We start from the raw sequence: 22,548 nt of genomic DNA on the forward strand, positions 1-22,548 counted from the left end.
CGTGGCCTTTACAAGCTCCTCACTGTCTTTCATCTAGTTATTCAGGAATTTTCTGATCCATGGGCAAATCGCTGGTCATCGTGGAATCCCCGGCTAAGGCCAAGACCATCAACAAGTATTTGGGCAACCAGTACGTGGTGAAGTCGAGTATCGGCCATATCCGAGACCTGCCCACCAGCGGTTCGGCTAGTGCCGCCAAAGACCCTGCCGCCAAGCGTGGCAAGGTTGCTGCGGGCGAGGGCCCGGTACTGACGCCTAAAGAAAAGGCGCAGCGCCAGCTGGTCTCGCGCATGGGAGTCGATCCGGAACATGGCTGGAAGGCCAAGTACGAAATCCTTCCTGGCAAGGAAAAGGTCATTGAAGAGCTGCGCAAGCTCGCCAAGGATGCCGACACCATCTATCTCGCGACGGACTTGGACCGCGAAGGGGAAGCCATTGCCTGGCACCTGCGCGAAGCCATCGGCGGGGATGACAGCCGCTACAAGCGCGTGGTGTTCAACGAGATCACCAAGAAAGCCATTCAGGAAGCGTTTTCCAAGCCAGGCGAGCTGGACATTGCCCGGGTCAACGCTCAGCAAGCGCGTCGTTTCCTTGACCGCGTCGTAGGCTACATGGTCTCGCCGCTGCTCTGGCAGAAAGTAGCCCGTGGTTTGTCTGCCGGTCGTGTGCAGTCGGTTGCGGTGAAGCTGGTGGTGGAGCGTGAGCGCGAAATTCGCGCGTTCAACCCTGAAGAATACTGGGAAATCCACGCCGATCTGGGCACCGCCAAAGGCGCCAATGTGCGGTTCGAAGTGGCGCGTGAAAACGGCGAAGCGTTCAAACCGCTGAACGAAACCCAGGCCATGGTAGCCCTTGAAAAGCTCAAGGCGTCCAGCTACAGCATCGTCAAGCGTGAAGACAAGCCGACCAGCAGCAAGCCCTCGGCGCCGTTTATCACCTCGACCCTGCAGCAGGCGGCGAGCAATCGCCTGGGCTTCGGCGTCAAGAAGACCATGATGATGGCACAGCGCTTGTATGAGGCTGGCTACATCACTTATATGCGTACCGACTCGACCAATCTATCGGCCGACGCGGTAAGCATGGCGCGTGACTACATCGAAACCGAGTTCGGCAAGAAGTACCTGCCGGAATCGCCTAACGTCTACAGCAGCAAGGAAGGCGCGCAAGAGGCTCACGAAGCGATTCGACCTTCCGACGTCAACACCCACCCGACCAAGCTTGCCGGGATGGAGCGTGACGCCGAGCGCCTTTACGAGTTGATCTGGCGTCAGTTCGTGGCTTGCCAGATGCTGCCTGCACAATACCTGTCGACCACTGTCACGGTCGCCGCAAGCGACTTCGAGCTGCGCGCCAAGGGCCGCATCCTCAAGTTCGACGGCTATACCCGTGCGTTGCCACAGATGGCCAAGCCGGGCGATGACGACGTTCTGCCGGACATGGCGCAGGGTGAAGCGCTGAAGCTGAACAAGCTCGACCCCAGCCAGCACTTCACCAAGCCGCCAGCGCGTTATTCCGAAGCCAGTCTGGTCAAGGAAATGGAAAAGCGCGGTATCGGTCGCCCGTCGACCTACGCCGCGATCATTTCGACCATTCAGGACCGTGGCTACGTGGCGCTGCACAATCGCCGCTTTTACTCGGAAAAAATGGGTGACATCGTCACCGGACGTCTGTCCGAAAGCTTTTCCAACCTGATGGACTATGGCTTTACCGCCGGGATGGAAGAAAACCTCGACGACGTGGCTCAGGGTGAGCGCGACTGGAAAAACGTCCTGGACGAGTTCTACGGTGATTTCCGTAAAAAGCTCGACGTGGCCGAGGCCGCTGATGGCGGCATGCGTGCCAACCAGCCGGTGATGACCGATATCCCGTGCAAGGTATGCGGCCGCCCGATGCAGATTCGCACCGCCTCGACGGGTGTGTTTCTGGGGTGCTCCGGCTACAGCCTGCCGCCCAAGGAACGCTGCAAGGCGACTGTCAATCTGACCCCCGGCGACGAAATTGCCGACGATGACGAGGGCGAGTCCGAGTCGCGGGTTCTGCGCGGTAAACATCGCTGCCCGATCTGTAGCACGGCGATGGACGCGTATCTGCTCGACGAAAAGCACAAACTGCACATATGCGGCAACAACCCCGATTGCACAGGTTACGAGATCGAGGAAGGCACTTACCGGATCAAAGGCTACGAAGGCCCGAGTCTGGAATGCGACAAGTGCGGCAGCGAAATGCAGCTCAAGACCGGTCGTTTCGGCAAGTTCTTCGGCTGTACCAATCCGGAGTGCAAGAACACCCGCAAGCTGCTGAAAAGCGGCGACGCAGCACCACCGAAGATGGACCCGGTGAAGATGCCGGAGCTCAAGTGCGACAAGGTCGACGACACCTACATTCTGCGTGACGGCGCTTCGGGCCTGTTCCTGGCTGCCAGCCAGTTCCCGAAAAACCGTGAAACCCGTGCCCCGCTGGTTATCGAGATCGCGCCGCACAAGGACGAAATCGATCCCAAGTACCACTTCCTTTGCGAAGCGCCGAAGAAGGATCCGGACGGTCGTCCAACAGTGATCCGTTACAGTCGCAAGACCAAAGAGCAGTATGTCCAGACCGAAGTAGAGGGCAAGCCTACGGGCTGGCGTGCGTTCTACGACGGCAGCGCCTGGAAGGTTGAAGACAAGCGTTGATCGCAAGCGCCCGTNNTGCCCGACGCAAACGTGTCGGGCGCTGTTTTCGACAGGCACGGCCTGCGGTGCCAGACTGATCCGGTGCCACAGGCTATGCTGTCCTCTATCCCATTGTTATGGAGAGTCTCGCCATGGCTCATGAGCTCTATACCCGTACCAACCAGAAGATCTATTTCGCAGGGCTTGCGCTCGACGCGTTGGGGAAGGCGGAGAAGGGGCAGGCGGTGAACGCGCCTGCATTGTTGCAGGCCGGGCGTGAGTCCGCCCTGTTTCATCTGTATGGCGCGCTGCTCGGCTTGTGCCACGAGATCGCGGGGTTCTACCGACTGCCGCAGGCCGGCTCGCGTCGTGCGGAGGACTTGTTGACTCAGGAAGTGCTGAACGCCATAGCAATTCCCGAAATGGCCGAGTTGGTTGAGCTTGCCCAGAACCGCCAGACATGGCTGGCTCAGTTGCTGACGGCCTATAACGCGTTGTATGAGCCGCCGCGTGCACCGAAAAAGCTCAAGGGTGACGTCACGCAGCCGATGATACAGGCTGTGAACCTGGACGCTGAGCCGGAGTCTGAACTGACACGTGAAGAGCTCGAAAACTGGCGTCAGCAACTCAAAGGGTTGGCCATCCGTTTTCGTGAAGGCCTGAGCGAGTGCTGAAAACCAATGAAGTGCAGGCTGGCAGGCTGTTACAATGCCCGCCTCTTGCGGAGTAACTGTAATGCCTACCTCTTTCCTGGAAATTGTCGAACTGCCTGACGGACGTATTGAACTGCGTCGTGCCGATGACGAGGGTTCTCTGGTGACGCTTGATTTCTCTGCGGATGCCAAAGCGTTCATGCAAGGTCAGCATGTTGAAGTCGCCAAGGCCATGTTGAGTGTGGGCGTACAGATGGCTGGCCGTCTGGCTGAGGGCGAAGTCGAGAAGGATGACGTGCCCCACGTCCTGCACTGATCGGCGACCGGGCTTTTTAGCCCAGCCGGATGTTCAGGCTCTGTGCTTCCCCGATTTTTGCAGCACTGATCAATTGCTGACGCGCTGCGGTGCCAAGTGGATTGATCCAGCTCACAACCGTATGGCTACGGCCAAGTCTGAGTGCTTCGCGAGTCAGCTCCAGTACACTTTGTGTGCCGCGCGGCTGCAGTAGCAGAATCCGTTCCCTGTTGAGTCCTGCATCGCGCAACCAGGTCTGGGTCAGGCTTGAGGGTGGCGCAATCAGCGTCAGCCAGCGTGCGTCGATTTCTTCGCTCAGTTCCCGAAGGATAGGGGCCAGAAGGTTCAGGCAGTTCCCGGCGGCGCCGCGCAAAGACAGTTCACTGAAGAGTTCTGGCTCGTTGCCCCAGGGTGTTTCGACTGCATCGGCAAGTAGCGGGGCGATGGGCTGAGCCAGAAACGCCTCGAACAGTGGCAATTGTGAATGCGGTGCTTGATGGAACTGCATAACGCCTCCTTAGCGGCGAATGACGCCGACGCTCAAACCTTCGATCACCAGCTCCTGATCCTTGAGATCGACCTCGATAGGGGCGAAATCAGGGTTTTCAGCCAGCAGCCAGACTTTGCTGCCTTCACGCTTGAAACGCTTGACGGTGACTTCGTCGCCGATCCGGGCAACTACGATCTGGCCGTTACGTGCTTCGCGAGTGGTGTGCACCGCCAACAGGTCGCCATCCAGAATCCCGACGTCCTTCATACTCATACCGTGAACGCGCAGCAGGTAGTTGGCGCTGGGGTGGAAAAAGGAAGGGTTGATGTTGCAGGACTCTTCGATATGTTGCTGAGCCAGAATCGGCGCGCCAGCTGCTACGCGACCAATGACCGGCAGGCTGCTTTCATCCGACCGTGCTTCAAAGCCGGGAATGCGGATGCCGCGTGAGGCACCAGGGGTCATTTCGATGGCGCCTTTGCGAGCCAATGCCTTAAGGTGTTCTTCCGCTGCGTTGGGCGATTTGAAACCCAGCTCCTGGGCTATTTCCGCACGTGTAGGTGGAAAGCCGTTGTCTTCCAGGCAGCGTTTGATGAAGCCCAGGATTTCAGCCTGGCGTGGCGTCAGTTTGATCATGATGGGCGCTCTGGCTTTTTATACAGTGACTGGGATTATATACAGTGAACGCGCGTTGGCAATCATCCTTTTTACTTTCGCTGCCAAGCGGTGCGATGTGTGGTTGCGAAGCCTTGCGTCAAAAAGCGCTGCATAAGCTGTCTATTGTCATTTAACATCCAGTTTCTTGACTGTTCAGCCACAAAATGAACGGGTCCGCTTGACAAACGGGGCGCCTGATACGTATGTTTCAAACGTTCGTTTGTTAGGCAGAGAGCCATGGCCCAGTCGGAAACCGTTGAACGCATTCTTGATGCTGCCGAGCAGTTATTCGCAGAAAAGGGGTTTGCTGAAACCTCCTTGCGTCTCATCACCAGCAAGGCTTCGGTCAATCTGGCTGCGGTGAACTATCACTTCGGTTCGAAAAAGGCGCTGATTCAGGCGGTGTTCTCACGTTTTCTCGGCCCGTTCTGCATCAGTCTCGATCGCGAGCTGGAGCGTCGCCAGGCAAAACCCGAACACAAGCCGAGCCTGGAAGAACTGCTGGAGATCCTCGTCGAGCAGGCGCTTGTCGTGCAACCGCGAAGCGGTAACGACCTGTCGATCTTCATGCGTCTTTTAGGGCTTGCCTTCAGTCAGAGTCAGGGCCACCTGCGCCGTTATCTTGAAGACATGTACGGTAAGGTGTTCCGTCGTTACATGACGCTGGTCAACGAAGCCGCCCCCCGTATTCCGCCTATCGAGCTGTTCTGGCGCGTGCACTTCATGCTCGGTGCCGCTGCATTCAGCATGTCCGGCATCAAGGCCTTGCGTGCGATTGCCGAAACCGATTTTGGCGTCAATACCTCCATCGAGCAGGTCATGCGCCTGATGGTGCCGTTTCTGGCCGCAGGCATGCGTGCCGACACCGGCGTCAGTGACCCGACCATGATCGCCGCTCAACTCAGGCCGCGTAGCAAGAGCAGCACCGGCACGCCTGCGGTCGCCAAGGCCTGACGCTCCAAGCCTTAATGTACCGGTGCATCGCATTGCGTCAGGCTTCAGGATCAAGCACCATGCCCGGATTGCAAATGGGCACTGGTGTGTAAGGGTTTTTTCTATGAGTTCTGGCCTGCAAGGCTCCCTGATGGTCGATGTCGCCGGCACCTGGCTGACCAGCGAAGACCGTCAGTTTCTGCGTCAGCCCGAAGTGGGCGGTTTGATTATCTTTGCCCGAAACATCGAGCATCCCCGTCAGGTTCGTGAACTGAGTGCGGCGATTCGCGCCGTTCGCCCGGACTTGCTGCTGGCAGTTGATCAGGAGGGCGGCAGGGTCCAGCGCCTGCGGCAGGGGTTCGTGCGTCTACCGCCGATGCGCGCTATTGCCGACAAGCCAGATGCTGTGCTGCTGGCCGAGCATTGCGGCTGGCTGATGGCCACCGAAGTATTGGCTGTCGGCCTGGACCTGAGTTTTGCTCCGGTGCTGGATCTGGACTACCAGCGCAGCGCGGTCGTCGGGACGCGTTCGTTTGAGGGCGACCCGGAGCGTGCTGCGCTGCTGGCAGGGGCTTTTATTCGTGGCATGAACGCGGCTGGCATGTCTGCGACCGGCAAGCATTTCCCTGGCCACGGCTGGGCCGAAGCCGACTCTCACGTGGCTATCCCGAATGACGAGCGCAGTCTGGAACAGATTCGCGCCAGCGATCTGGTGCCGTTCGCACGCCTGAGCCGACAGCTCGCTGCAGTGATGCCTGCTCATGTCATCTACCCGAAAGTCGATTCGCAGCCTGCCGGTTTCTCCAAGCGCTGGCTGCAAGACATCCTGCGCGACGAGCTGAAATTTGACGGTGTTATTTTCAGCGATGATCTGTCGATGGCCGGTGCCCATGTGGTCGGTGATGCCGCCAGCCGTATCGAGGCTGCGCTGACGGCGGGTTGCGACATGGGGCTGGTATGCAACGACCGCGCTGCGGCAGAGCTGGCCCTCGGTGCGGCTCAGCGCCTGAAAGTCAGGCCTTCGCCGCGCATCGCGCGTATGCGCGGTCAGGCATCAGCCAGTACTGATTATCGGCAACACCCGCGCTGGCAGGCCGCGCTTCAGGCCCTGCGCGCTGCTCAACTGATCGATTAAGAATTTGCGATGACTGTTTACGCGATTATTGGTGGGACTGGCCTGACCCAGCTGGAAGGCCTGAACATTCGGCAGTCCTTGCCGATGAACACGCCTTATGGCGCACCTTCCGGCGAAATCCAGATCGGCGATTATGCCGGTCGCGAAGTGATGTTTTTGGCGCGGCATGGTCATCCGCACCGTTTGCCACCGCATCAGGTCAACTACCGGGCCAACATCTGGGCCTTGAAGCAGGCTGGTGCCGAAGCGATTCTGGCGGTCAATGCGGTAGGTGGCATACATCCTGCGATGGGCACCGGGCACTTTTGCGTGCCGCATGATCTGGTCGACTACACCAGCGGTCGCCAGCACACGTTCTTTGCCGATGATCTGGAAGAGGTCACGCACATTGACTTCAGCTATCCCTACAGCGAAGCGTTACGGGCGCGGCTGGTTGCAGCACTGGCCGCTGAAGGGTGCGAGTTCTCTGATCGGGGTGTCTATGCCTGTACTCAGGGGCCGCGCCTGGAGACGGTCGCCGAAATCATCCGCCTTGAGCGTGATGGCTGCGACATCGTCGGCATGACGGGTATGCCCGAGGCCGCTCTGGCCCGTGAGCTGGAGCTGGAATACGCCTGCCTGGCGCTGGTGGTCAATCCGGCAGCGGGCAAGTCGACCACTGTCATAACCATGGCAGAAATCGAACAGGCCCTGCGCGATGGTATGGGCAAGGTAAAAGCCACGCTCGCCCGGGTTCTGTCAGCCTCCTGACTTACAGCATGCGCTTGAGGGTATTGTCCTTGCGCACAAGGTGATGCCAGAGCGCGGCGACTACGTGCAGGGCGATGACGTAATAGAAGATCGAGCCCAGCAGCTTGTGCACATCTTCGAACGTTTCGGCCCTGCGATCCGAGGTCGGCAGGGGCCAGGGTATCTGCAGGTCGGTGAGGGGAATGGGTAACGCGCCTTTTTCCACCATCACCGTCAGCAGACCCAATAAAGGCTGAGCGAACAGGAACGCATACAGCGCGTAATGCGTAAGTGTCGCGGCTAAGCGCAACGCGCCTTCAAGCGGCGGCGTTATGCCGGGCGGACGATGCCGTCGACGTTCGGCGACGCGGAAAAACGCCATGGCCAGAATCACAATCCCCACCCAGAAATGGCTCTGCACGACCAGTGTGCGGTATTCAGAACCCTTGCCAAACTGACTGCGGCTCAGAATCAGGGTATACGCCAGCACAATCAGTATGGCCATGACCCAGTGCAGCCATCTGGCTCGTGCGGTGTAGCGTTGAGAAGTCGGTGCATCCACGGTTGGATTCCTTGTCGCTTTTTTACAGGTCCGGTAAGCAGTTTAGGCAGTTGCCGGGATCCTGCGTTTCATTTGTACGCGTTTTTTTCAGCGTCAGATCAGTGCCATTGAATATGCCCGACTGAATATGGCAAATACGCAGCACAGGCGACACGGGACGGAACCTGTGCCGATGGGTGGCTTCATATGACGTGAATATTCACCCGGGAGCGAGTCTTGACCAGTGCCAATCCGCCTGTCGGCCCAGCAACGCCAGTGTCCGCCAGTGTTTCATTGAATGTACTGACCATGAACATGCACATGGGCTTTGGCATTTTCAATCGCCGCTTCATTTTGCCGGAGTTGCGTGAGGCTGTGCGTACTGTATCGGCCGATATCGTGTTTCTTCAGGAAGTGCACGGCGAGCACCAGAGCCATGCGCGCAGCGTCAAGGACTGGCCGACGATTTCCCAGTACGAGTTCCTCGCCGACAGCATGTGGAACGACTTTGCCTATGGTCGTAATGCGGTGTACCCGGATGGCGATCACGGTAACGCGCTGCTGTCCAAGTACCCGATCATCCAGCACGAGAACCTCGACATTTCCATTCATGGCACCGAGCAGCGCGGTTTGCTGCACTGCATCCTGGAGGTGCCATACGCCGGTCGGGTGCATGCGGTGTGTGTTCACTTGGGCTTGCGTGAAAGCCATCGGCGTCAGCAGCTCAACCTGCTCGCCGAACTGATGGCGCGTCTTCCCGAGGGTGAGCCGGTGATCGTTGCCGGTGATTTCAATGACTGGCGTCAGCGCGCCGATGCTTTGCTGGAGGGCACCGGGTTGCACGAGGTTTTTGTCGAGCGCTTCGGCGCGCCGGCCAAAAGCTTTCCGGCCCGCTGGCCGTTGCTCCGGCTGGACCGGATCTATGTCCGCAACGCGAATTCCCACAGGCCGAAAGTATTGTCCAGCCGCCCGTGGTTTCATCTTTCCGATCATGCACCGCTGGCGGTGGAGTTGACCTTATGAGTAATACGACAGGGCAGTGGTGTGATGGCAACTCGGTAGAGCTGCTGATCAACGGTGAAGACTTCTACGCCCGGGTGTTCGAGTGCATACGGGCCGCGCGCAAAGAGGTGTTGATCGAGACTTTCATCATCTTTGAAGACCGGATTGGCGAGGGCTTGCAACAGGCGTTGCTCCAAGCTGCGGCCAACGGCGCGAAAGTGGTTGTCACGGTAGATGACTACGGGACATCGGACCTGAGTTCGGTGTTTGTCAAAACCATGATCGATGCCGGTATTCAGATTCAGCTGTTCGACCCGCGTCCGCGATTCATGGGTATGCGCACCAACCTGTTCCGCCGTCTGCACCGCAAGGTGGTCGTCATTGATGGCGAACTGGGCTTTATCGGCGGCATCAACTACAGCGTCGATCACATGACTGACACGGGGGTGACGGCCAAACAGGACTATGCCGTTCTGGTCCGTGGCCCGATTGTTGGCGATATTCACCACAGCGCGTTGAACATGCTCAGCAAGGTCGTTCGTGACAAATTGCCGCCCATTGCACTGAAGCTGGACCGCGCCGGTGACGCCAGCATGCTGCTCGCCGAGCGCGACAATGACGAGCACAGTACCGATATCGAAGAGCAGTACCTTGAGGCGATTCGCGCTGCGAAGCAACGGATCACCCTGGCCAACGCGTATTTTTATCCCAGCTACCGCTTTCTGCGTGAGCTGCGCAATGCATCACGGCGGGGCGTCAAGGTCACCCTGATTTTGCAAGGTCAGCCCGACATGCCGTTCGTGCGGGTCTGCTCGCGGCTGACCTACACCTACCTGCTGCGCGACGGCGTGGTCATTCACGAGTACAAGCAACGTGCATTGCACGGCAAGGTCGCGCTGATCGATCAGGACTGGTCCACCGTGGGCTCCAGCAATCTAGACCCGCTGAGCTTGGCGCTGAACCTGGAGGCCAATCTGTTCATCCGTGATCGCGGGCTCAATGAGCATTTGCAAAACCATCTGATGGAGCTTGCCGCTGCCCACAGCAAGCAGATGAGCCTCAAGGGCGCGGCGCGCGGCCAGTGGTGGCGTGCGCCGATGATCGTTTTAAGCTTCTTTTTCCTGCGGCGTTTTCCGGCCATTGCCGGCCTGTTCCCAGTTCACGGTGTGCGCCTCAAGCCGTTACGGGCCGGTGACGTGGTGCCGGAAGCGAAAGTCATCGAACAGCAACAGAACAACCACGAGATGGACCAGGAGAAAATTTCATGACTCAGGCCGCAAATGCAGCGCCGCGAAGTGCGCAGGGAGCCAAATGGAAATGGGCAAAGCGGATATTCAATCTGTTTTTCTTCATTGCTGTCCCGGTCCTGTTGTTTCTGCTGGTCAAGAACCTTGACTGGCAAGAGGTCAAGCAGGCGCTGTCGTCCTACAAGGCCAGCACTCTGGCCATTGCCGCTGTTGTGGCCTTTGCCAGTTATGCAACCTATTGCGGTTTTGACGTACTGGCGCGGTATTACACCCGCCACACATTGTCGATCAAACAGATCGTGCCTGTGACCTTTGTCTGCTACGCATTCAACCTCAATCTCAGTTCATGGGTTGGCGGCATCGCCTTGCGTTACCGGTTGTATTCCCGGTTGGGGCTGGACGTGTCGACCATCACCCGGATTCTGAGCCTCAGCCTGATTACCAACTGGCTGGGCTACATGCTGCTGGCCGGTTTCGTGTTTTCGATGCGTTTTCTGGAGTTGCCAGAGGAATGGTCGATCGGCACCACGACCCTGCAATTGATCGGTTTCGGACTGTTGGCCGTGTGTGTTGCCTACCTGTTGGCCTGCCGGTTTTCCAAAAAGCGCTCATGGACCGTTCGTGATCAGGAATTCAATCTACCGTCGATGAAGCAGGCCTTGATGCAGGCCAGCCTGGGGGCTCTGAACTGGTCGCTGATGGCTGCGGTGATTTACACGCTGCTGCCCGACAAGGCGTTTTACCCGGCGATTCTCGGTGTGTTGCTGATCAGCAGCATCGCGGGTGTCATTACTCACATTCCAGCCGGGCTGGGCGTGCTTGAGACTGTATTCATTACCTTGCTGGCTCACCAGTTCTCCAAGGGCAGTCTGCTGGCAGCTCTGATCGGCTACCGCGCCATTTACTTCCTGCTGCCGCTGTTGATTGCATTGGTGGTGTATCTGGTGCTGGAAAAACGCGCGAAGAAAATGGGTGAGAAGAACCAGCAGCGAATGGGGCAGGAAGCTAAGACCTGAGGGCCAGGAATCTCAGCCCTCAATCATCAAACCCGACCTGCTCGTGGATCTCGTCGACTTTCAGCTCCAGCCGATACGCCACTGCAATGAACAGTGCCTGGCACAGGCATAGGGTGGCGCTCAGCGAGCGGAAGGCGAACGAGCTGCCTTCATTGACCAGCAACACCGAGTTAGCACGCTTGGCCAGCGGCGACAGATTGCTATCGGTGATGATCAGCGTCTTGGCCTGATGATGCTGGGCGATGCGTAGGCAATGCTGGGTTTCCTTGCCGTAGGGCGTGAAGCTGATGGCAATCACCAGATCGTTGGCACGCACGCTGCGCATCTGCTCTCGATAGCTGCCCCCCAGGCCCGATATCAAGTGAATACGCTTGTTGGTGTGTTGCAGGTTGTAGACCAGATAATCCGCCACAGCAAATGAGCGGCGCACACCCACCACGTAGATATTGTCGGCGTTGACCACCAGGTCTACAGCCTTTTCGAACTCATCGTCGTCCAGCTCTGCACTCAAACGCTCCAGCCCGGAGAGTGTTGCGCTCACGCATTCGCGTGCCAGATCACCCGAGTGGGCCTTCTGAGACTTATTGGCGATCATGCTGCGGATGCGTTGCTGGTAGTTCTGCACCGGCGTGGTCTTGTGCGTGTAAGCCTCGCGAAACAACGCCTGCATCTCACTGAAGCCGCTAAACCCGAAACGCTGGGAAAAGCGCACGATGGCCGACGGGTGGACTTCGCACTCGCGGGCAATGTCACTGATCCGGTCAACCATGATCCGGTCGCTCTGCTGGCTCATATAGCTGGCGATGCGCTTGAGCTGACGCGGTAAACCGTCGTACTCATCAGTGATCAGCCTTAGCAGGCCTTCGGCATTGGTCGGCGGCATGTCGACGCTCGTCTCGGGCAGAGTGGGCTGATCGGCGCGGGTCATATTCAAATCCTTTCTACCTGTTCTTTCAGGGCAATTTCTTACAGGGCAACATCTTTCAAGGTAACGCAGTTGTGTGCCCGACGATGGAGGCTGCCTTGGCCGGGACGACTATAGCTTACCCGTCTGTGCATTGTGCCAGCACTTGAATAGCGGTATGGAAAAAATATTCCACTAAAAATAATTATAGAATAAATATTGATTGATGAGGCTCGACGTTTTACGCTGCATTCACAAAGCAGCGTGTACACATGATGCAGGCGCTGCAGGCTGATAAAAATAACAGGAACCACCATGGGCCAGACACGCTTTGCCACTGGGCGTCAGTTGGATCTGATCTGCCTCGGACGCCTGGGCGTCGATCTTTATGCGCAACAAGTAGGTGCGCGGCTGGAAGACGTTTCCAGTTTCGCCAAATACCTGGGCGGCTCATCGGCCAATATCGCATTCGGTACTGCCAGGCTGGGGCTCAGGTCGGCCATGCTGAGCAGGGTAGGTGATGACCATATGGGTCGCTTCCTGGTCGAGTCGCTGGCCCGCGAAGGCTGTGATGTCAGCGCTATCAAGCGCGATCCCGAGCGCCTGACCGCCATGGTGCTGCTGGGGCTGAAAGACCGCGAAACGTTCCCCTTGGTGTTCTACCGCGAAAATTGCGCCGACATGGCTTTGCGCGCCGAGGACATCGACGAACAGCAGATCGCGTCGAGCAAGGCGCTGCTGATTACCGGCACGCATTTTTCTACCGATCAAGTGTTCAAGGCCAGCAGCCAGGCGCTCGACTACGCCGAAAAGCACGACGTCAAACGCGTGCTGGATATTGATTATCGCCCAGTGCTCTGGGGCCTGGCGGCCAAGGCTGATGGCGAGACACGTTTTGTCGCCGATCAGAAGGTCAGTCAGCATGTGCAGCGCATCCTGCCGCGTTTTGACCTGATTGTCGGTACTGAAGAAGAATTTCAGATTGCCGGCGGCTCTACCGATTTGCTCACGGCCCTGCGTACCGTGCGCGAACTGACGGCCGCGACGCTTGTGGTCAAGCTCGGCCCGCAAGGTTGCACAGTGATTCACGGTGCGATTCCTGCGCGGCTTGAAGACGGCGCAATCTACCCCGGCGTGCGGGTTGAAGTGCTCAACGTGCTGGGCGCTGGCGATGCGTTCATGTCCGGTTTTCTCAGCGGCTGGCTCAAGGATGCCAGCGACGAGCGCTGTTGCCAGCTGGCCAATGCCTGTGGCGGGCTGGTGGTATCGCGCCATGCCTGCGCGCCTGCGATGCCGACGCCTGCCGAACTGGATTACCTGTTCAGCAGCCCGCACCCCATTACCCGGCCTGATCAGGATGTTGTCCTGCAGCGGCTGCATCAGGTCAGCGTGCCACGCAAGCAGTGGCGGCAGCTGTTCATCTTCGCCTTCGATCATCGCGGCCAACTGGTCGAGCTGGCCCAACAGGCCGGGCGCGACCTGAGCAGCATCAGCCAGCTCAAGCAACTGTTCGTGCAGGCGGTTGAGCGGGTCGAAGCCGGCCTGCGCCAGCGTGGCATCGAAGCCGATGTCGGGCTGCTTGCCGATCAGCGCTTCGGTCAGGATTCACTTAACGCTGCGACCGGTCGCGGTTGGTGGGTGGCGCGTCCGGTGGAAGTGCAGGGTTCAAGACCCCTGGCGTTCGAGCATGGCCGCTCCATCGGCAGCAATCTGCTCGCCTGGCCGCAAGAGCAGATCATCAAGTGCCTGGTGCAATATCACCCCGATGACGAGCCCATGCTGCGTCTGGAACAGGAAGCGCAGATCAAGGCGCTCTACGACGCGTCGAAAGTCAGTGGTCACGAACTGCTGCTGGAAATCATTCCACCCAAGGATCACCCCTCGTCTCATCCTGACGTGATGGTCCGGTCGCTGAAGCGTTTGTACAACCTGGGCATCTACCCGGCGTGGTGGAAGATCGAGGCGCAGAGCGCGCAGGTCTGGCAGCAGTTGGACGAGTTGATCCAGCAGCGCGATCCGTATTGCCGTGGCGTGGTACTGCTCGGGCTCAATGCGCCTGTCGAAGACCTCGCTGCCGGTTTTGCCGAAGCACGACACAGTCGCGTCTGCCAGGGTTTTGCCGTCGGCCGGACCATATTTCGCGAGCCAAGCCGGGCCTGGATGGCCGGGGAAATAGACGATGCGGCGCTGGCCAGTCGGGTGCAGAGCACCTTCAACTGGTTGATCGAGTCCTGGCGCGAAAGCCGCGCCTGACTCTTTCTTGATCTGACGTCGCGATAACAACAAAAAAGGTGCAGCCATGCCCGTTTCCATTTCCACACCCAGGATCCGCATCGGCATCAACCCGATCTCCTGGAGCAACGATGACTTGCCGGCCCTCGGCGGAGAGACGCCACTGAGCACCGCCTTGAGCGAAGGCAAAGCCATTGGTTACGAGGGCTTTGAGCTCAACGGCAAATTTCCGAAAGATGCCAAGGGGGTCGGCGATGTGCTGCGGCCCTATGATCTGGCGCTGGTTTCCGGCTGGTATTCAAGCCATTTGGCGCGGCGCTCGGTGGCCGAAGAAATCGAAGCCATTACCCCGCATGTGCAATTGCTCGCCGAGAATGGCGCTTCGGTACTGGTGTACGGTGAAGTGGCTGACTCGATTCAGGGGCAGCGCATTCCGTTGGTTGAACGACCGCGTTTTCACACCGATGCAGCCTGGCTTGAATATGCCGAAAAACTCACCGAACTGGCGCGTTTCACCCTGTCCCGAGGGGTACGCCTGGCGTATCACCACCACATGGGCGCTTACGTCGAGTCGCCACAGGATATTGATCGGCTGATGACACTGACCGGCAAGGAAGTCGGACTGCTGTTCGATTCGGGGCATTGTTACATGGGCGGCGGCGAGCCTTTGCAGGTGCTGAGCAAGCACATCGAGCGCGTCTGCCATGTGCATTTCAAGGATGTGCGCAAACCTGTGGTGCAACTGGCACGCAACAATCTCTGGAGCTTTCCGGACTGCATCATCAATGGCACGTTCACGGTGCCAGGCGACGGTGATATCGACTTTTCTGCGCTGCTCAAGGTGTTGTTGCAAGCCAGCTACAGCGGCTGGCTGGTGGTCGAGGCCGAACAGGACCCAGCGGTAGCGCCGAGTTATGTGTATGCCAAAAAGGGCTATGACACCTTGCGCCAACTGCTGGCCGATGCGCAATAAGGAGGATTGAACCATGAATCTGCTGACCAAGAGCAAACCCCAGGGCCGTGACATCGTGACGCTGGCGCCTGGCTCGCTCGAGTACGTGAACTTTGCCGCCTACCGACTGGAGGGCGGAGAGCGCCTGCCTCTCGCTGCAGAAGAAAACGAACTGTGCGTGGTCTTGCTGGCCGGGCACGCCAGCGTGAATGGCGAAGCACCGGGGCAGGGCGCTTTCAGTTGGGAAAACATCGGCGACCGGCAATCGGTGTTCGAGGGAAAATCGCCGTTTGCGGTCTACCTGCCACCGCATAGTCAGGCAGAGTTCGTTGCGCGTGGTCCGCTGCATCTGGCCGTATGCACGGCGCCGGGCGATGCGGGCAAACAGCTTGCGGCGCGGCTGATCATGCCGGGCAGCATGAAACGCAGCGTACGCGGCAAAGGGGCCAACACCCGTTACGTGTGCGACATTCTGCCGGACAGTGAACCGGCGCATTCGCTGCTGGTGGTCGAGGTACGGACTCCTTCGGGACATTCGTCCAGCTACCCGCCGCACAAGCACGACCGGGACAATCTGCCCCACGAGAGCTTTCTCGAAGAGACCTACTACCACCAGGTCAACCCGCCGCAGGGTTTCGTTTTCCAGCGGGTTTACACCGACGACCGCAGTATCGATCAGGCCATGGCCGTGGAAAACAATGATCTGGTGACAGTGCCCAAAGGTTATCACCCGGTGTCTGTGCCCTACGGTTACGAATCGTATTACCTGAACGTGATGGCCGGTCCGACACGCGCCTGGCAGTTCCACAACGACCCGCAGCACAGCTGGCTGCTGGATCTTTGATTTCCCCTTTTTACTCTGGAGGCATGAGATGAACGAGTCACCGGTAATCGGCCATTACATCAACGGACACCTGAATGACGGCGATGGTGAGCGTTACAGCGATGTCTTCAACCCGGCAATCGGCACTGTTCAAGCGCGCGTTGCGCTGGCCAGCGTGAAAACCGTGGATGAAGCGGTCGCTTCGGCCAAGGCTGCTTTTCCCGGCTGGGCCGATCAGTCCTCGCTGCGCCGGGCGCGGGTCATGTTCAAATTCAAGGAATTGCTGGACCGGCACCACGACGAGCTGGCGCAGATCATTTGCCGCGAGCACGGCAAGGTGCTGTCCGATGCGCGTGGTGAAGTGGTGCGCGGTATCGAGATTGTCGAATTTGCCTGCGGTGCGCCCAGCCTGCTGAAAAGTGATTTCAGCGACAACATTGGCGGTGGTATCGATAACTGGAACCTGCGTCAGCCACTGGGCGTCTGCGCCGGGGTCACGCCGTTCAACTTTCCGGTCATGGTGCCACTGTGGATGATCCCTATGGCATTGGTGACCGGCAACTGCTTCATCCTCAAACCTTCCGAGCGCGATCCGTCGGCCAGCCTGCTGATGGCGCGCCTGCTCAAGGAGGCCGGTCTGCCTGATGGTGTATTCAACGTGGTGCAGGGCGACAAGGTCGCGGTCGATGCCTTGCTGCAGCACCCTGACATCGAGGCCATTTCGTTCGTCGGTTCGACGCCGATTGCCGAGTACATCCACCAGCAGGGCACAGCCCACGGCAAGCGCGTGCAAGCGCTGGGCGGGGCCAAGAATCACATGATCGTGATGCCCGATGCGGACCTGGATCAAGCCGCCGATGCCTTGATCGGGGCGGCGTATGGTTCGGCGGGTGAGCGCTGCATGGCGATTTCCATTGCAGTGGTGGTAGGCGATGTCGGCCAGCAACTGATCGACAAGCTGCTGCCGCGCATCGATCAGCTCAAGGTCGGCAATGGCATGCAGGCCGATTCGGACATGGGGCCGTTGGTCACCGCCGTGCACAAAGCCAAGGTAGAGGGTTTCATCGATCAGGGCGTCAACGAGGGGGCGAAGCTGATTGTCGATGGTCGCCACTTCAAGGTGCCGGGTGCCGAGCAGGGCTTTTTCGTCGGGGCGACGCTGTTCGACCACGTCACGCCGCAGATGCAGATCTACAAGGAAGAAATCTTCGGCCCGGTGCTGGGCATCGTCCACGTTGCGGATTTCGCCAGTGCCGTCGAGCTGATCAACGCACACGAATTCGGCAACGGTGTGTCGTGCTTTACCAGCGATGGTGGTGTGGCCCGTGCGTTTGCGCGGACCATCAAGGTCGGCATGGTCGGTATCAACGTGCCTATCCCGGTGCCCATGGCCTGGCATTCGTTTGGCGGCTGGAAACGTTCACTGTTTGGCGATCACCACGCGTATGGCGAAGAAGGCCTGCGCTTTTACAGTCGCTACAAGAGTGTCATGCAGCGCTGGCCGGACAGCATCGCCAAAGGCCCCGAGTTCAGTATGCCGACTGCCAAATAGCCTTCATCAATGGAATGTTGCGGAGAACAAGAACAATGAACCAACCTCTGCGTTTCGCCCTTAATCGAATGGTCGCGCCGCGCCTGTCTCTGGAAGGTTTCGTCGATCTGGCGGTGAAGCTGGGTGCCGATGCCATCGAGATTCGCAACGACCTCAAGGGTATCGAGATCGAGGACGGCACTGCACCCCAGGTCGTTCGTGACCTTTGCGCTGCCCGGGGGGTAAAGGTGCTGTCCATCAACGCCCTGTACCCATTCGATGTCTGGAATGAAGAGCGCGCAGCCCAGGCGACTAAGCTTGCGCAGTACGCTCGCGACTGCGGTGCGCGCGGTCTGGTGCTATGTCCGCTCAATGACCGTGCAGATCCGCGTAACGGCGCGCAGCGCGCTTCGGGGTTGCGCACCGCGTTGACTGCGTTGGCACCGATTCTTCGTGAGCACGGCATTCTCGGCTTCGTCGAACCGCTGGGCTTCGAGGAGTGCTCGTTGCGCCTCAAACGTCAGGCGGTGGACGCAATCAGGGCGGTGGGTGGGCTGGCCGTTTATCGGCTGGTTCATGACACCTTTCACCACCACCTGGCCGGTGAGGTCGAGCTGTTTCCAGAGTTGACCGGGCTGGTGCATATCTCCGGTGTCGAGGATGCGCAGGCACCGCTCAACAGCATTCGCGATGGCCATCGCGTGCTGGTCGGCGAAGCTGACATTCTGGGTAATGCATCGCAGATCGAGCGTCTGCTGGACAGCGGCTATGAGGGCCATCTGTCGTTCGAACCATTCGCCGAAAGCGTCCATGCGCTGGCCGACATCCCTCAGGCGATAGCGGCGAGCATGACGCACTTGTCACGAGCCGTTTCGCAGCGTCACTGACGTCAGCCGTCAGGCCGCCTCAAACCCTGGCCACCTCAAACAACAAGGTGCGAACATGAGTACAACCCGACTGACCATGGCCCAGGCCCTGGTGAAGTTTCTCGATAATCAGTACGTCGAAGTCGACGGCGTGCAGAGCAAATTCGTCGCTGGCATCTTCACCATTTTCGGGCATGGCAACGTGCTGGGTCTTGGGCAAGCGCTGGAACAGGACAGCGGCGACCTGATGGTTCATCAAGGCCGTAACGAGCAGGGCATGTGCCACGCCGCCATCGGTTTTGCCAAGCAGCACCTGCGGCGCAAGATCTACGCGTGCAGCTCTTCGGTCGGGCCAGGCGCGGCGAACATGATCACCGCCGCCGCAACCGCCTCGGCCAACCGCATTCCGTTGCTGCTGTTGCCGGGGGACGTCTACGCCAGCCGCCAGCCTGACCCGGTGCTGCAACAGATCGAGCAGTTTCACGACCTGAGCATCAGCACCAACGATGCATTCAAGGCGGTGAGCAAATACTGGGACCGTATCAACCGTCCCGAGCAGTTGATGAGCGCGGCGCTCAATGCCATGCGCGTACTGACCGACCCGGCTGATACCGGTGCCGTCACGCTGGCGCTGCCTCAGGATGTGCAGGCCGAGGCCTACGATTATCCGGACAGCTTCCTGCAAAAACGTGTGCACCGTATCGACCGCCGCCCGCCCAGCAAGGCCATGCTTGACGACGCGTTGAAGCTGCTGGCCGGCAAGCGCAAACCGCTGCTGATCTGCGGTGGTGGCGTGCGTTATTCCGGCGCAGCCGATGCCTTGCAAGCCTTTGCCGAGCGCTTCGATATCCCGTTCGCCGAAACCCAGGCAGGCAAGAGTGCCATCGTTTCGGCGCACCCGCTGAACATGGGCGGCATCGGCGAAACCGGCACGGTGGCGGCCAATCGGTTGGCGAAAGAGGCGGACCTGATCATCGGCGTCGGCACCCGCTATAGCGATTTCACCACCGCGTCGAAATGGCTGTTCCAGAACCCGGATGTGCAGTTTCTTAACCTCAATGTCGGTGCCTTCGATGTGCAGAAGCTGGATGGCGTGCAGGTCCTGGCTGATGCGCAGGTGGCATTGCAGGCACTGACCGAAAGCCTGCAAGCCAGCGGTTACCGTGCTGCCTGGGGCTATGCGCCGCAGACAGCCCGTGCGCAGCTGGATGCCGAGGTTGATCGCCTGTATGCGGTCGAGTACCAGAGCGAGGATTTCGTCCCGGAAATCAACGATCACCTGGATCCGGCCGTGCTGCGCGAGTTCATCGAGCTGACCGGCTCGTGTCTGACCCAGAGCGGCGTACTGGGCATCCTTAACCAGAACCTGCCTGCTGACGCAGTGATCGTTGCGGCGGCGGGCAGTTTGCCGGGCGACCTGCAGCGTGCCTGGCGCAGCACCGGGGTCGACACCTATCACGTCGAATACGGCTATTCATGCATGGGCTATGAGGTCAATGCCGCACTGGGCGTCAAGCTCGCTGCGCCGCACCGCGAGGTTTTCGCGCTGGTCGGTGATGGCTCTTACATGATGCTTCATTCAGAGCTGGCGACCTCGATTCAGGAGCGGCGCAAGATCAACGTGGTGTTGCTGGACAACATGACCTTCGGCTGCATCAACAACCTGCAGATGGAGCACGGCATGGACAGTTTCGGCACCGAGTTCCGCTTTCGCAATCCCGACACAGGCAAGCTCGACGGCGACTTTGTACCGGTGGATTTCGCCATGAGCGCTGCCGCCTATGGCTGCAAGACCTACAAGGTCAGCACCGCCGAACAACTGCGCCAGGCGCTTGTCGATGCGCAACGTCAAACGGTATCGACGCTGATCGACATCAAGGTCCTGCCCAAGACCATGATTCACAAATACCTGTCGTGGTGGCGTGTCGGCGTTGCCGAAGTATCAACGACCGGCACCACGGCCCAGGTTTACGAAAAACTCAACCGCGAACTGGCCAAGGCTCGTCAGTACTGATCACTTTTTATCGTTCAGCGCCCGTGACCCGTTCACGGCAAAATCCAATAAAAAAAGGAACATGAAAATGGCATTGAAACTCGGTGTGATCGGTACAGGCGCAATCGGTCAGGATCATATCCGGCGTTGCAGCAAGACGCTGGTTGGCAGTGAGGTGGTAGCCGTCACCGACATCAACCTGGAGCAGGCAGCCAAAGTGGTACGCGAGCTGGACATCGGTGCCGAAGTGTATGCCGACGGCCACGCGCTGATTGCCGCGCCCGACGTCGAAGCGGTGCTGGTCTGTTCCTGGGGCCCCAGCCATGAAGAGTACGTGCTGGCGGCCATTGCCGCAGGCAAGCCGGTGTTCTGCGAAAAGCCTTTGGCCGTAACCGCCGAAGGTTGCCGACACATCGTCGAGGCCGAGATCGCCAGCGGCAGGCGTCTGGTACAAGTGGGTTTCATGCGCCCTTATGATCAGGGCTATCGCGCCCTGAAATCGGTGATCGACAGCGGCCGGATCGGCGAACCGCTGATGCTCCACTGTGCGCACCGCAACCCTCGGGTCGGCGAGAACTACAAGACCGACATGGCCATCACCGACACGCTGATTCATGAACTCAATGTGCTGCGTTGGCTGCTCAACGATGACTATGTGTCGGTACAGGTGGTGTTCCCGCGCAAGACCAGCAAGGCCCTTGCGCACATGAAAGATCCGCAGATCGTGATGCTGGAAACGGCCAGAGGCACGCGCATCGACGTCGAAGTGTTCGTCAACTGCCAGTACGGCTACGACATCCAGTGTGAAGTGGTCGGCGAGAGCGGCATTGCCAAACTGCCTGAGCCTTCCCAGGTGCAGTTGCGTAGCGAAGCGAAATTGTCCAACGCGATCCTGATGGACTGGAAAGACCGGTTCATTGCCGCCTATGACGTCGAGTTGCAGGACTTCATCGATGGCGTTAACGCCGGCACGATTACGGACCTTCTGCCTGGGATGGCTATGCCGCTGCGGTGGCCGCCGATGCCTGTGTGCAGGCGCAGAACAGTGGAGCGGTCGTGCTGATTGCCCTGGAGATGCGTCCCGCGTTTTATGACTGACAGAGGTGTCTGGAATCGGGCTGTCTTTAAAACAGTAAAAGGGAGGGCATCATGCGCATCGCACTGGATCCTTATATGTATCGCCACCTGTCGCTGGGTGCGATGGTCGATAAGACGGCGGAACTGGGCTACCACTACATAGAGCTTTCACCGCGCGAAGATTTCATGCCGTTCTACAAGTACCCGCGCGTGGATCGTGCGCGAATCAGGGAGTTTCGTAAAGCCCTGAGCGATGCTGGTGTGAAACTCTCCTCGCTGTTGCCGCTGTACCATTGGGCTGCGCCGGATGAAGATTTGCGTATTGCAGCGGTGCGCAACTGGAAGCGCGCCATTCAGGTGGCCGTGGAAATGGACTGTGACCTTATGAATACCGAGTTCAGCGGACAATCCGATCATGCACTGGTGTGCGAAAACCAGTTCATGAAATCCATGGATGAACTGATGCCGTACTTCGAGCGAGAAGGCATCCGGCTCGATATCCAGGCGCATCCTTATGACTTCTGCGAACGTAACAACGAGTCAGTCGACATCATTCGCGGCCTGGACCGGGACTGGATCAATTACCTGTATGCCGCGCCACACACCTTTTTCTACGATGATGGCGTGGGGGACATTGCCTCCATGCTGCGGTACGCAGGTGACAAGCTCACCCACCTGATCATTGCCGACACCTATAATCACCGTGCTTCGTCCAACCTGCGCTACATCGTCAACCCGCCTGGCGTCACGGCAACGGTGCATCAGCATCTGGACATCGGGCAGGGCGAGGTGGACTGGGACGCGTTCATGCATAGGAATTT

The 22,548-nt window shown here is 58.9% G+C and carries 20 protein-coding genes and 1 pseudogene; 17 read left to right on the plus strand and 4 right to left on the minus strand.

What is annotated here, in order from left to right:
• The first annotated feature begins 59 nt into the window (after positions 1 to 59).
• The 3 genes from topA to ALO64_RS18435 all read left to right on the plus strand — a co-directional run bounded on the left by topA (position 60) and on the right by ALO64_RS18435 (position 3,620).
• Entirely contained in the window at positions 60 to 2,672 is a 2,613-nt protein-coding gene (topA, locus tag ALO64_RS18425; RefSeq protein WP_005732652.1) for a type I DNA topoisomerase, read from the plus strand.
• 131 nt (positions 2,673 to 2,803) lie between these two features.
• Positions 2,804 to 3,325, plus strand: a complete 522-nt coding sequence (locus ALO64_RS18430) for a DUF6586 family protein (RefSeq protein ID WP_044343383.1) — start codon at positions 2,804 to 2,806, stop codon at positions 3,323 to 3,325.
• A 61-nt stretch (positions 3,326 to 3,386) separates the two neighbouring features.
• On the plus strand, positions 3,387 to 3,620 hold the full coding sequence (locus ALO64_RS18435; protein WP_002554102.1) for a hypothetical protein: 234 nt from the start codon (positions 3,387 to 3,389) through the stop codon (positions 3,618 to 3,620).
• A gap of 16 nt (positions 3,621 to 3,636) precedes the next feature.
• On the opposite strand, the gene sulA is transcribed toward ALO64_RS18435, so the two are convergent.
• Together sulA and lexA are read right to left on the minus strand one after the other, a co-directional pair.
• Positions 3,637 to 4,107: an SOS-induced cell division inhibitor SulA gene (sulA, locus tag ALO64_RS18440; RefSeq protein WP_004656886.1), complete on the minus strand. Its 471-nt coding sequence runs from the start codon at positions 4,105 to 4,107 to the stop codon at positions 3,637 to 3,639.
• Between the two features lie 9 nt (positions 4,108 to 4,116).
• Positions 4,117 to 4,725 carry a transcriptional repressor LexA gene (gene lexA, locus ALO64_RS18445; protein WP_044343382.1) on the minus strand — a complete coding sequence of 203 codons (609 nt, stop codon included), beginning with the start codon at positions 4,723 to 4,725 and terminating at the stop codon, positions 4,117 to 4,119.
• A 258-nt stretch (positions 4,726 to 4,983) separates the two neighbouring features.
• Between lexA and psrA the strand changes: the two genes are divergently transcribed.
• The 3 genes from psrA to ALO64_RS18460 all read left to right on the plus strand — a co-directional run bounded on the left by psrA (position 4,984) and on the right by ALO64_RS18460 (position 7,564).
• Positions 4,984 to 5,700, plus strand: coding sequence for a transcriptional regulator PsrA (gene psrA, locus ALO64_RS18450; RefSeq protein ID WP_004665746.1), 717 nt, complete (start codon positions 4,984 to 4,986; stop codon positions 5,698 to 5,700).
• 103 nt (positions 5,701 to 5,803) lie between these two features.
• Positions 5,804 to 6,814: a beta-N-acetylhexosaminidase gene (gene nagZ, locus ALO64_RS18455; RefSeq protein WP_044323041.1), complete on the plus strand. Its 1,011-nt coding sequence runs from the start codon at positions 5,804 to 5,806 to the stop codon at positions 6,812 to 6,814.
• 9 nt (positions 6,815 to 6,823) lie between these two features.
• Positions 6,824 to 7,564: an S-methyl-5'-thioinosine phosphorylase gene (locus ALO64_RS18460; protein WP_002554097.1), complete on the plus strand. Its 741-nt coding sequence runs from the start codon at positions 6,824 to 6,826 to the stop codon at positions 7,562 to 7,564.
• A gap of 1 nt (position 7,565) precedes the next feature.
• On the opposite strand, the gene ALO64_RS18465 is transcribed toward ALO64_RS18460, so the two are convergent.
• Entirely contained in the window at positions 7,566 to 8,105 is a 540-nt protein-coding gene (locus ALO64_RS18465; protein WP_004656874.1) for a cytochrome b, read from the minus strand.
• Positions 8,106 to 8,321: 216 nt separating this feature from the next.
• On the opposite strand from ALO64_RS18465, the gene ALO64_RS18470 reads away from it, so the two are divergent.
• The 3 genes from ALO64_RS18470 to ALO64_RS18480 are packed head-to-tail and all read left to right on the plus strand — an operon-like array spanning position 8,322 to position 11,349.
• Positions 8,322 to 9,107, plus strand: coding sequence for an endonuclease/exonuclease/phosphatase family protein (locus ALO64_RS18470; RefSeq protein WP_044343381.1), 786 nt, complete (start codon positions 8,322 to 8,324; stop codon positions 9,105 to 9,107).
• Positions 9,104 to 10,354 carry a cardiolipin synthase ClsB gene (clsB, locus tag ALO64_RS18475; RefSeq protein WP_044343380.1) on the plus strand — a complete coding sequence of 417 codons (1,251 nt, stop codon included), beginning with the start codon at positions 9,104 to 9,106 and terminating at the stop codon, positions 10,352 to 10,354. The genes ALO64_RS18470 and clsB overlap by 4 nt, the downstream gene beginning before the upstream one ends.
• The gene (locus tag ALO64_RS18480) at positions 10,351 to 11,349 is read left to right on the plus strand and encodes a lysylphosphatidylglycerol synthase domain-containing protein (RefSeq protein WP_002554093.1); all 999 of its coding nucleotides are present in this window, start codon (positions 10,351 to 10,353) and stop codon (positions 11,347 to 11,349) included. The genes clsB and ALO64_RS18480 overlap by 4 nt, the downstream gene beginning before the upstream one ends.
• Before the next feature lie 19 nt (positions 11,350 to 11,368).
• Here ALO64_RS18480 and ALO64_RS18485 read toward each other — a convergent pair whose 3' ends face one another.
• A complete protein-coding gene (locus ALO64_RS18485; RefSeq protein ID WP_002554092.1) occupies positions 11,369 to 12,277 on the minus strand; it encodes a MurR/RpiR family transcriptional regulator in 909 nt (302 codons plus the stop codon).
• Between the two features lie 291 nt (positions 12,278 to 12,568).
• On the opposite strand from ALO64_RS18485, the gene ALO64_RS18490 reads away from it, so the two are divergent.
• The 8 genes and pseudogenes from ALO64_RS18490 to ALO64_RS18525 form a co-directional block, all read left to right on the plus strand.
• Positions 12,569 to 14,506, plus strand: coding sequence for a bifunctional 5-dehydro-2-deoxygluconokinase/5-dehydro-2-deoxyphosphogluconate aldolase (locus ALO64_RS18490; protein WP_044343379.1), 1,938 nt, complete (start codon positions 12,569 to 12,571; stop codon positions 14,504 to 14,506).
• A gap of 46 nt (positions 14,507 to 14,552) precedes the next feature.
• Positions 14,553 to 15,458 (plus strand): myo-inosose-2 dehydratase, encoded by a 906-nt coding sequence (gene iolE, locus ALO64_RS18495; RefSeq protein WP_004665739.1) that lies wholly within the window; start codon positions 14,553 to 14,555, stop codon positions 15,456 to 15,458.
• A 13-nt stretch (positions 15,459 to 15,471) separates the two neighbouring features.
• The gene (iolB, locus tag ALO64_RS18500) at positions 15,472 to 16,281 is read left to right on the plus strand and encodes a 5-deoxy-glucuronate isomerase (protein ID WP_044343378.1); all 810 of its coding nucleotides are present in this window, start codon (positions 15,472 to 15,474) and stop codon (positions 16,279 to 16,281) included.
• 28 nt (positions 16,282 to 16,309) lie between these two features.
• A complete protein-coding gene (locus tag ALO64_RS18505) occupies positions 16,310 to 17,812 on the plus strand; it encodes a CoA-acylating methylmalonate-semialdehyde dehydrogenase (RefSeq protein ID WP_044343377.1) in 1,503 nt (500 codons plus the stop codon).
• Between the two features lie 35 nt (positions 17,813 to 17,847).
• Complete coding sequence (locus ALO64_RS18510; RefSeq protein ID WP_044343376.1) at positions 17,848 to 18,678, plus strand: TIM barrel protein; 831 nt, start codon at positions 17,848 to 17,850, stop codon at positions 18,676 to 18,678.
• Positions 18,679 to 18,733: 55 nt separating this feature from the next.
• Positions 18,734 to 20,671 carry a 3D-(3,5/4)-trihydroxycyclohexane-1,2-dione acylhydrolase (decyclizing) gene (gene iolD, locus ALO64_RS18515; protein ID WP_044343375.1) on the plus strand — a complete coding sequence of 646 codons (1,938 nt, stop codon included), beginning with the start codon at positions 18,734 to 18,736 and terminating at the stop codon, positions 20,669 to 20,671.
• A gap of 67 nt (positions 20,672 to 20,738) precedes the next feature.
• Positions 20,739 to 21,748, plus strand: a pseudogene (locus tag ALO64_RS18520) (Gfo/Idh/MocA family protein).
• A 51-nt stretch (positions 21,749 to 21,799) separates the two neighbouring features.
• The coding region (locus tag ALO64_RS18525; RefSeq protein ID WP_054991776.1) for a sugar phosphate isomerase/epimerase family protein at positions 21,800 to 22,548 on the plus strand (749 nt) is incomplete at its 3' end.

The organism is Pseudomonas meliae, from assembly GCF_001400515.1.
Taxonomy (GTDB): Bacteria; Pseudomonadota; Gammaproteobacteria; order Pseudomonadales; family Pseudomonadaceae; genus Aquipseudomonas; species Aquipseudomonas amygdali.

Excerpts from the sequence above, each read along its gene's own strand:
- topA (WP_005732652.1), top strand. The coding sequence starts at position 60 with ATGGGCAAATCGCTGGTCATCGTGGAATCCCCGGCTAAGGCCAAGACC.
- ALO64_RS18430 (WP_044343383.1), top strand. The coding sequence starts at position 2,804 with ATGGCTCATGAGCTCTATACCCGTACCAACCAGAAGATCTATTTCGCA.
- ALO64_RS18435 (WP_002554102.1), top strand. The coding sequence starts at position 3,387 with ATGCCTACCTCTTTCCTGGAAATTGTCGAACTGCCTGACGGACGTATT.
- sulA (WP_004656886.1), bottom strand. The coding sequence starts at position 4,107 with ATGCAGTTCCATCAAGCACCGCATTCACAATTGCCACTGTTCGAGGCG.
- lexA (WP_044343382.1), bottom strand. The coding sequence starts at position 4,725 with ATGATCAAACTGACGCCACGCCAGGCTGAAATCCTGGGCTTCATCAAA.
- psrA (WP_004665746.1), top strand. The coding sequence starts at position 4,984 with ATGGCCCAGTCGGAAACCGTTGAACGCATTCTTGATGCTGCCGAGCAG.
- nagZ (WP_044323041.1), top strand. The coding sequence starts at position 5,804 with ATGAGTTCTGGCCTGCAAGGCTCCCTGATGGTCGATGTCGCCGGCACC.
- ALO64_RS18460 (WP_002554097.1), top strand. The coding sequence starts at position 6,824 with ATGACTGTTTACGCGATTATTGGTGGGACTGGCCTGACCCAGCTGGAA.
- clsB (WP_044343380.1), top strand. The coding sequence starts at position 9,104 with ATGAGTAATACGACAGGGCAGTGGTGTGATGGCAACTCGGTAGAGCTG.
- ALO64_RS18480 (WP_002554093.1), top strand. The coding sequence starts at position 10,351 with ATGACTCAGGCCGCAAATGCAGCGCCGCGAAGTGCGCAGGGAGCCAAA.
- ALO64_RS18485 (WP_002554092.1), bottom strand. The coding sequence starts at position 12,277 with ATGACCCGCGCCGATCAGCCCACTCTGCCCGAGACGAGCGTCGACATG.
- ALO64_RS18490 (WP_044343379.1), top strand. The coding sequence starts at position 12,569 with ATGGGCCAGACACGCTTTGCCACTGGGCGTCAGTTGGATCTGATCTGC.
- iolE (WP_004665739.1), top strand. The coding sequence starts at position 14,553 with ATGCCCGTTTCCATTTCCACACCCAGGATCCGCATCGGCATCAACCCG.
- iolB (WP_044343378.1), top strand. The coding sequence starts at position 15,472 with ATGAATCTGCTGACCAAGAGCAAACCCCAGGGCCGTGACATCGTGACG.
- ALO64_RS18505 (WP_044343377.1), top strand. The coding sequence starts at position 16,310 with ATGAACGAGTCACCGGTAATCGGCCATTACATCAACGGACACCTGAAT.
- ALO64_RS18510 (WP_044343376.1), top strand. The coding sequence starts at position 17,848 with ATGAACCAACCTCTGCGTTTCGCCCTTAATCGAATGGTCGCGCCGCGC.
- iolD (WP_044343375.1), top strand. The coding sequence starts at position 18,734 with ATGAGTACAACCCGACTGACCATGGCCCAGGCCCTGGTGAAGTTTCTC.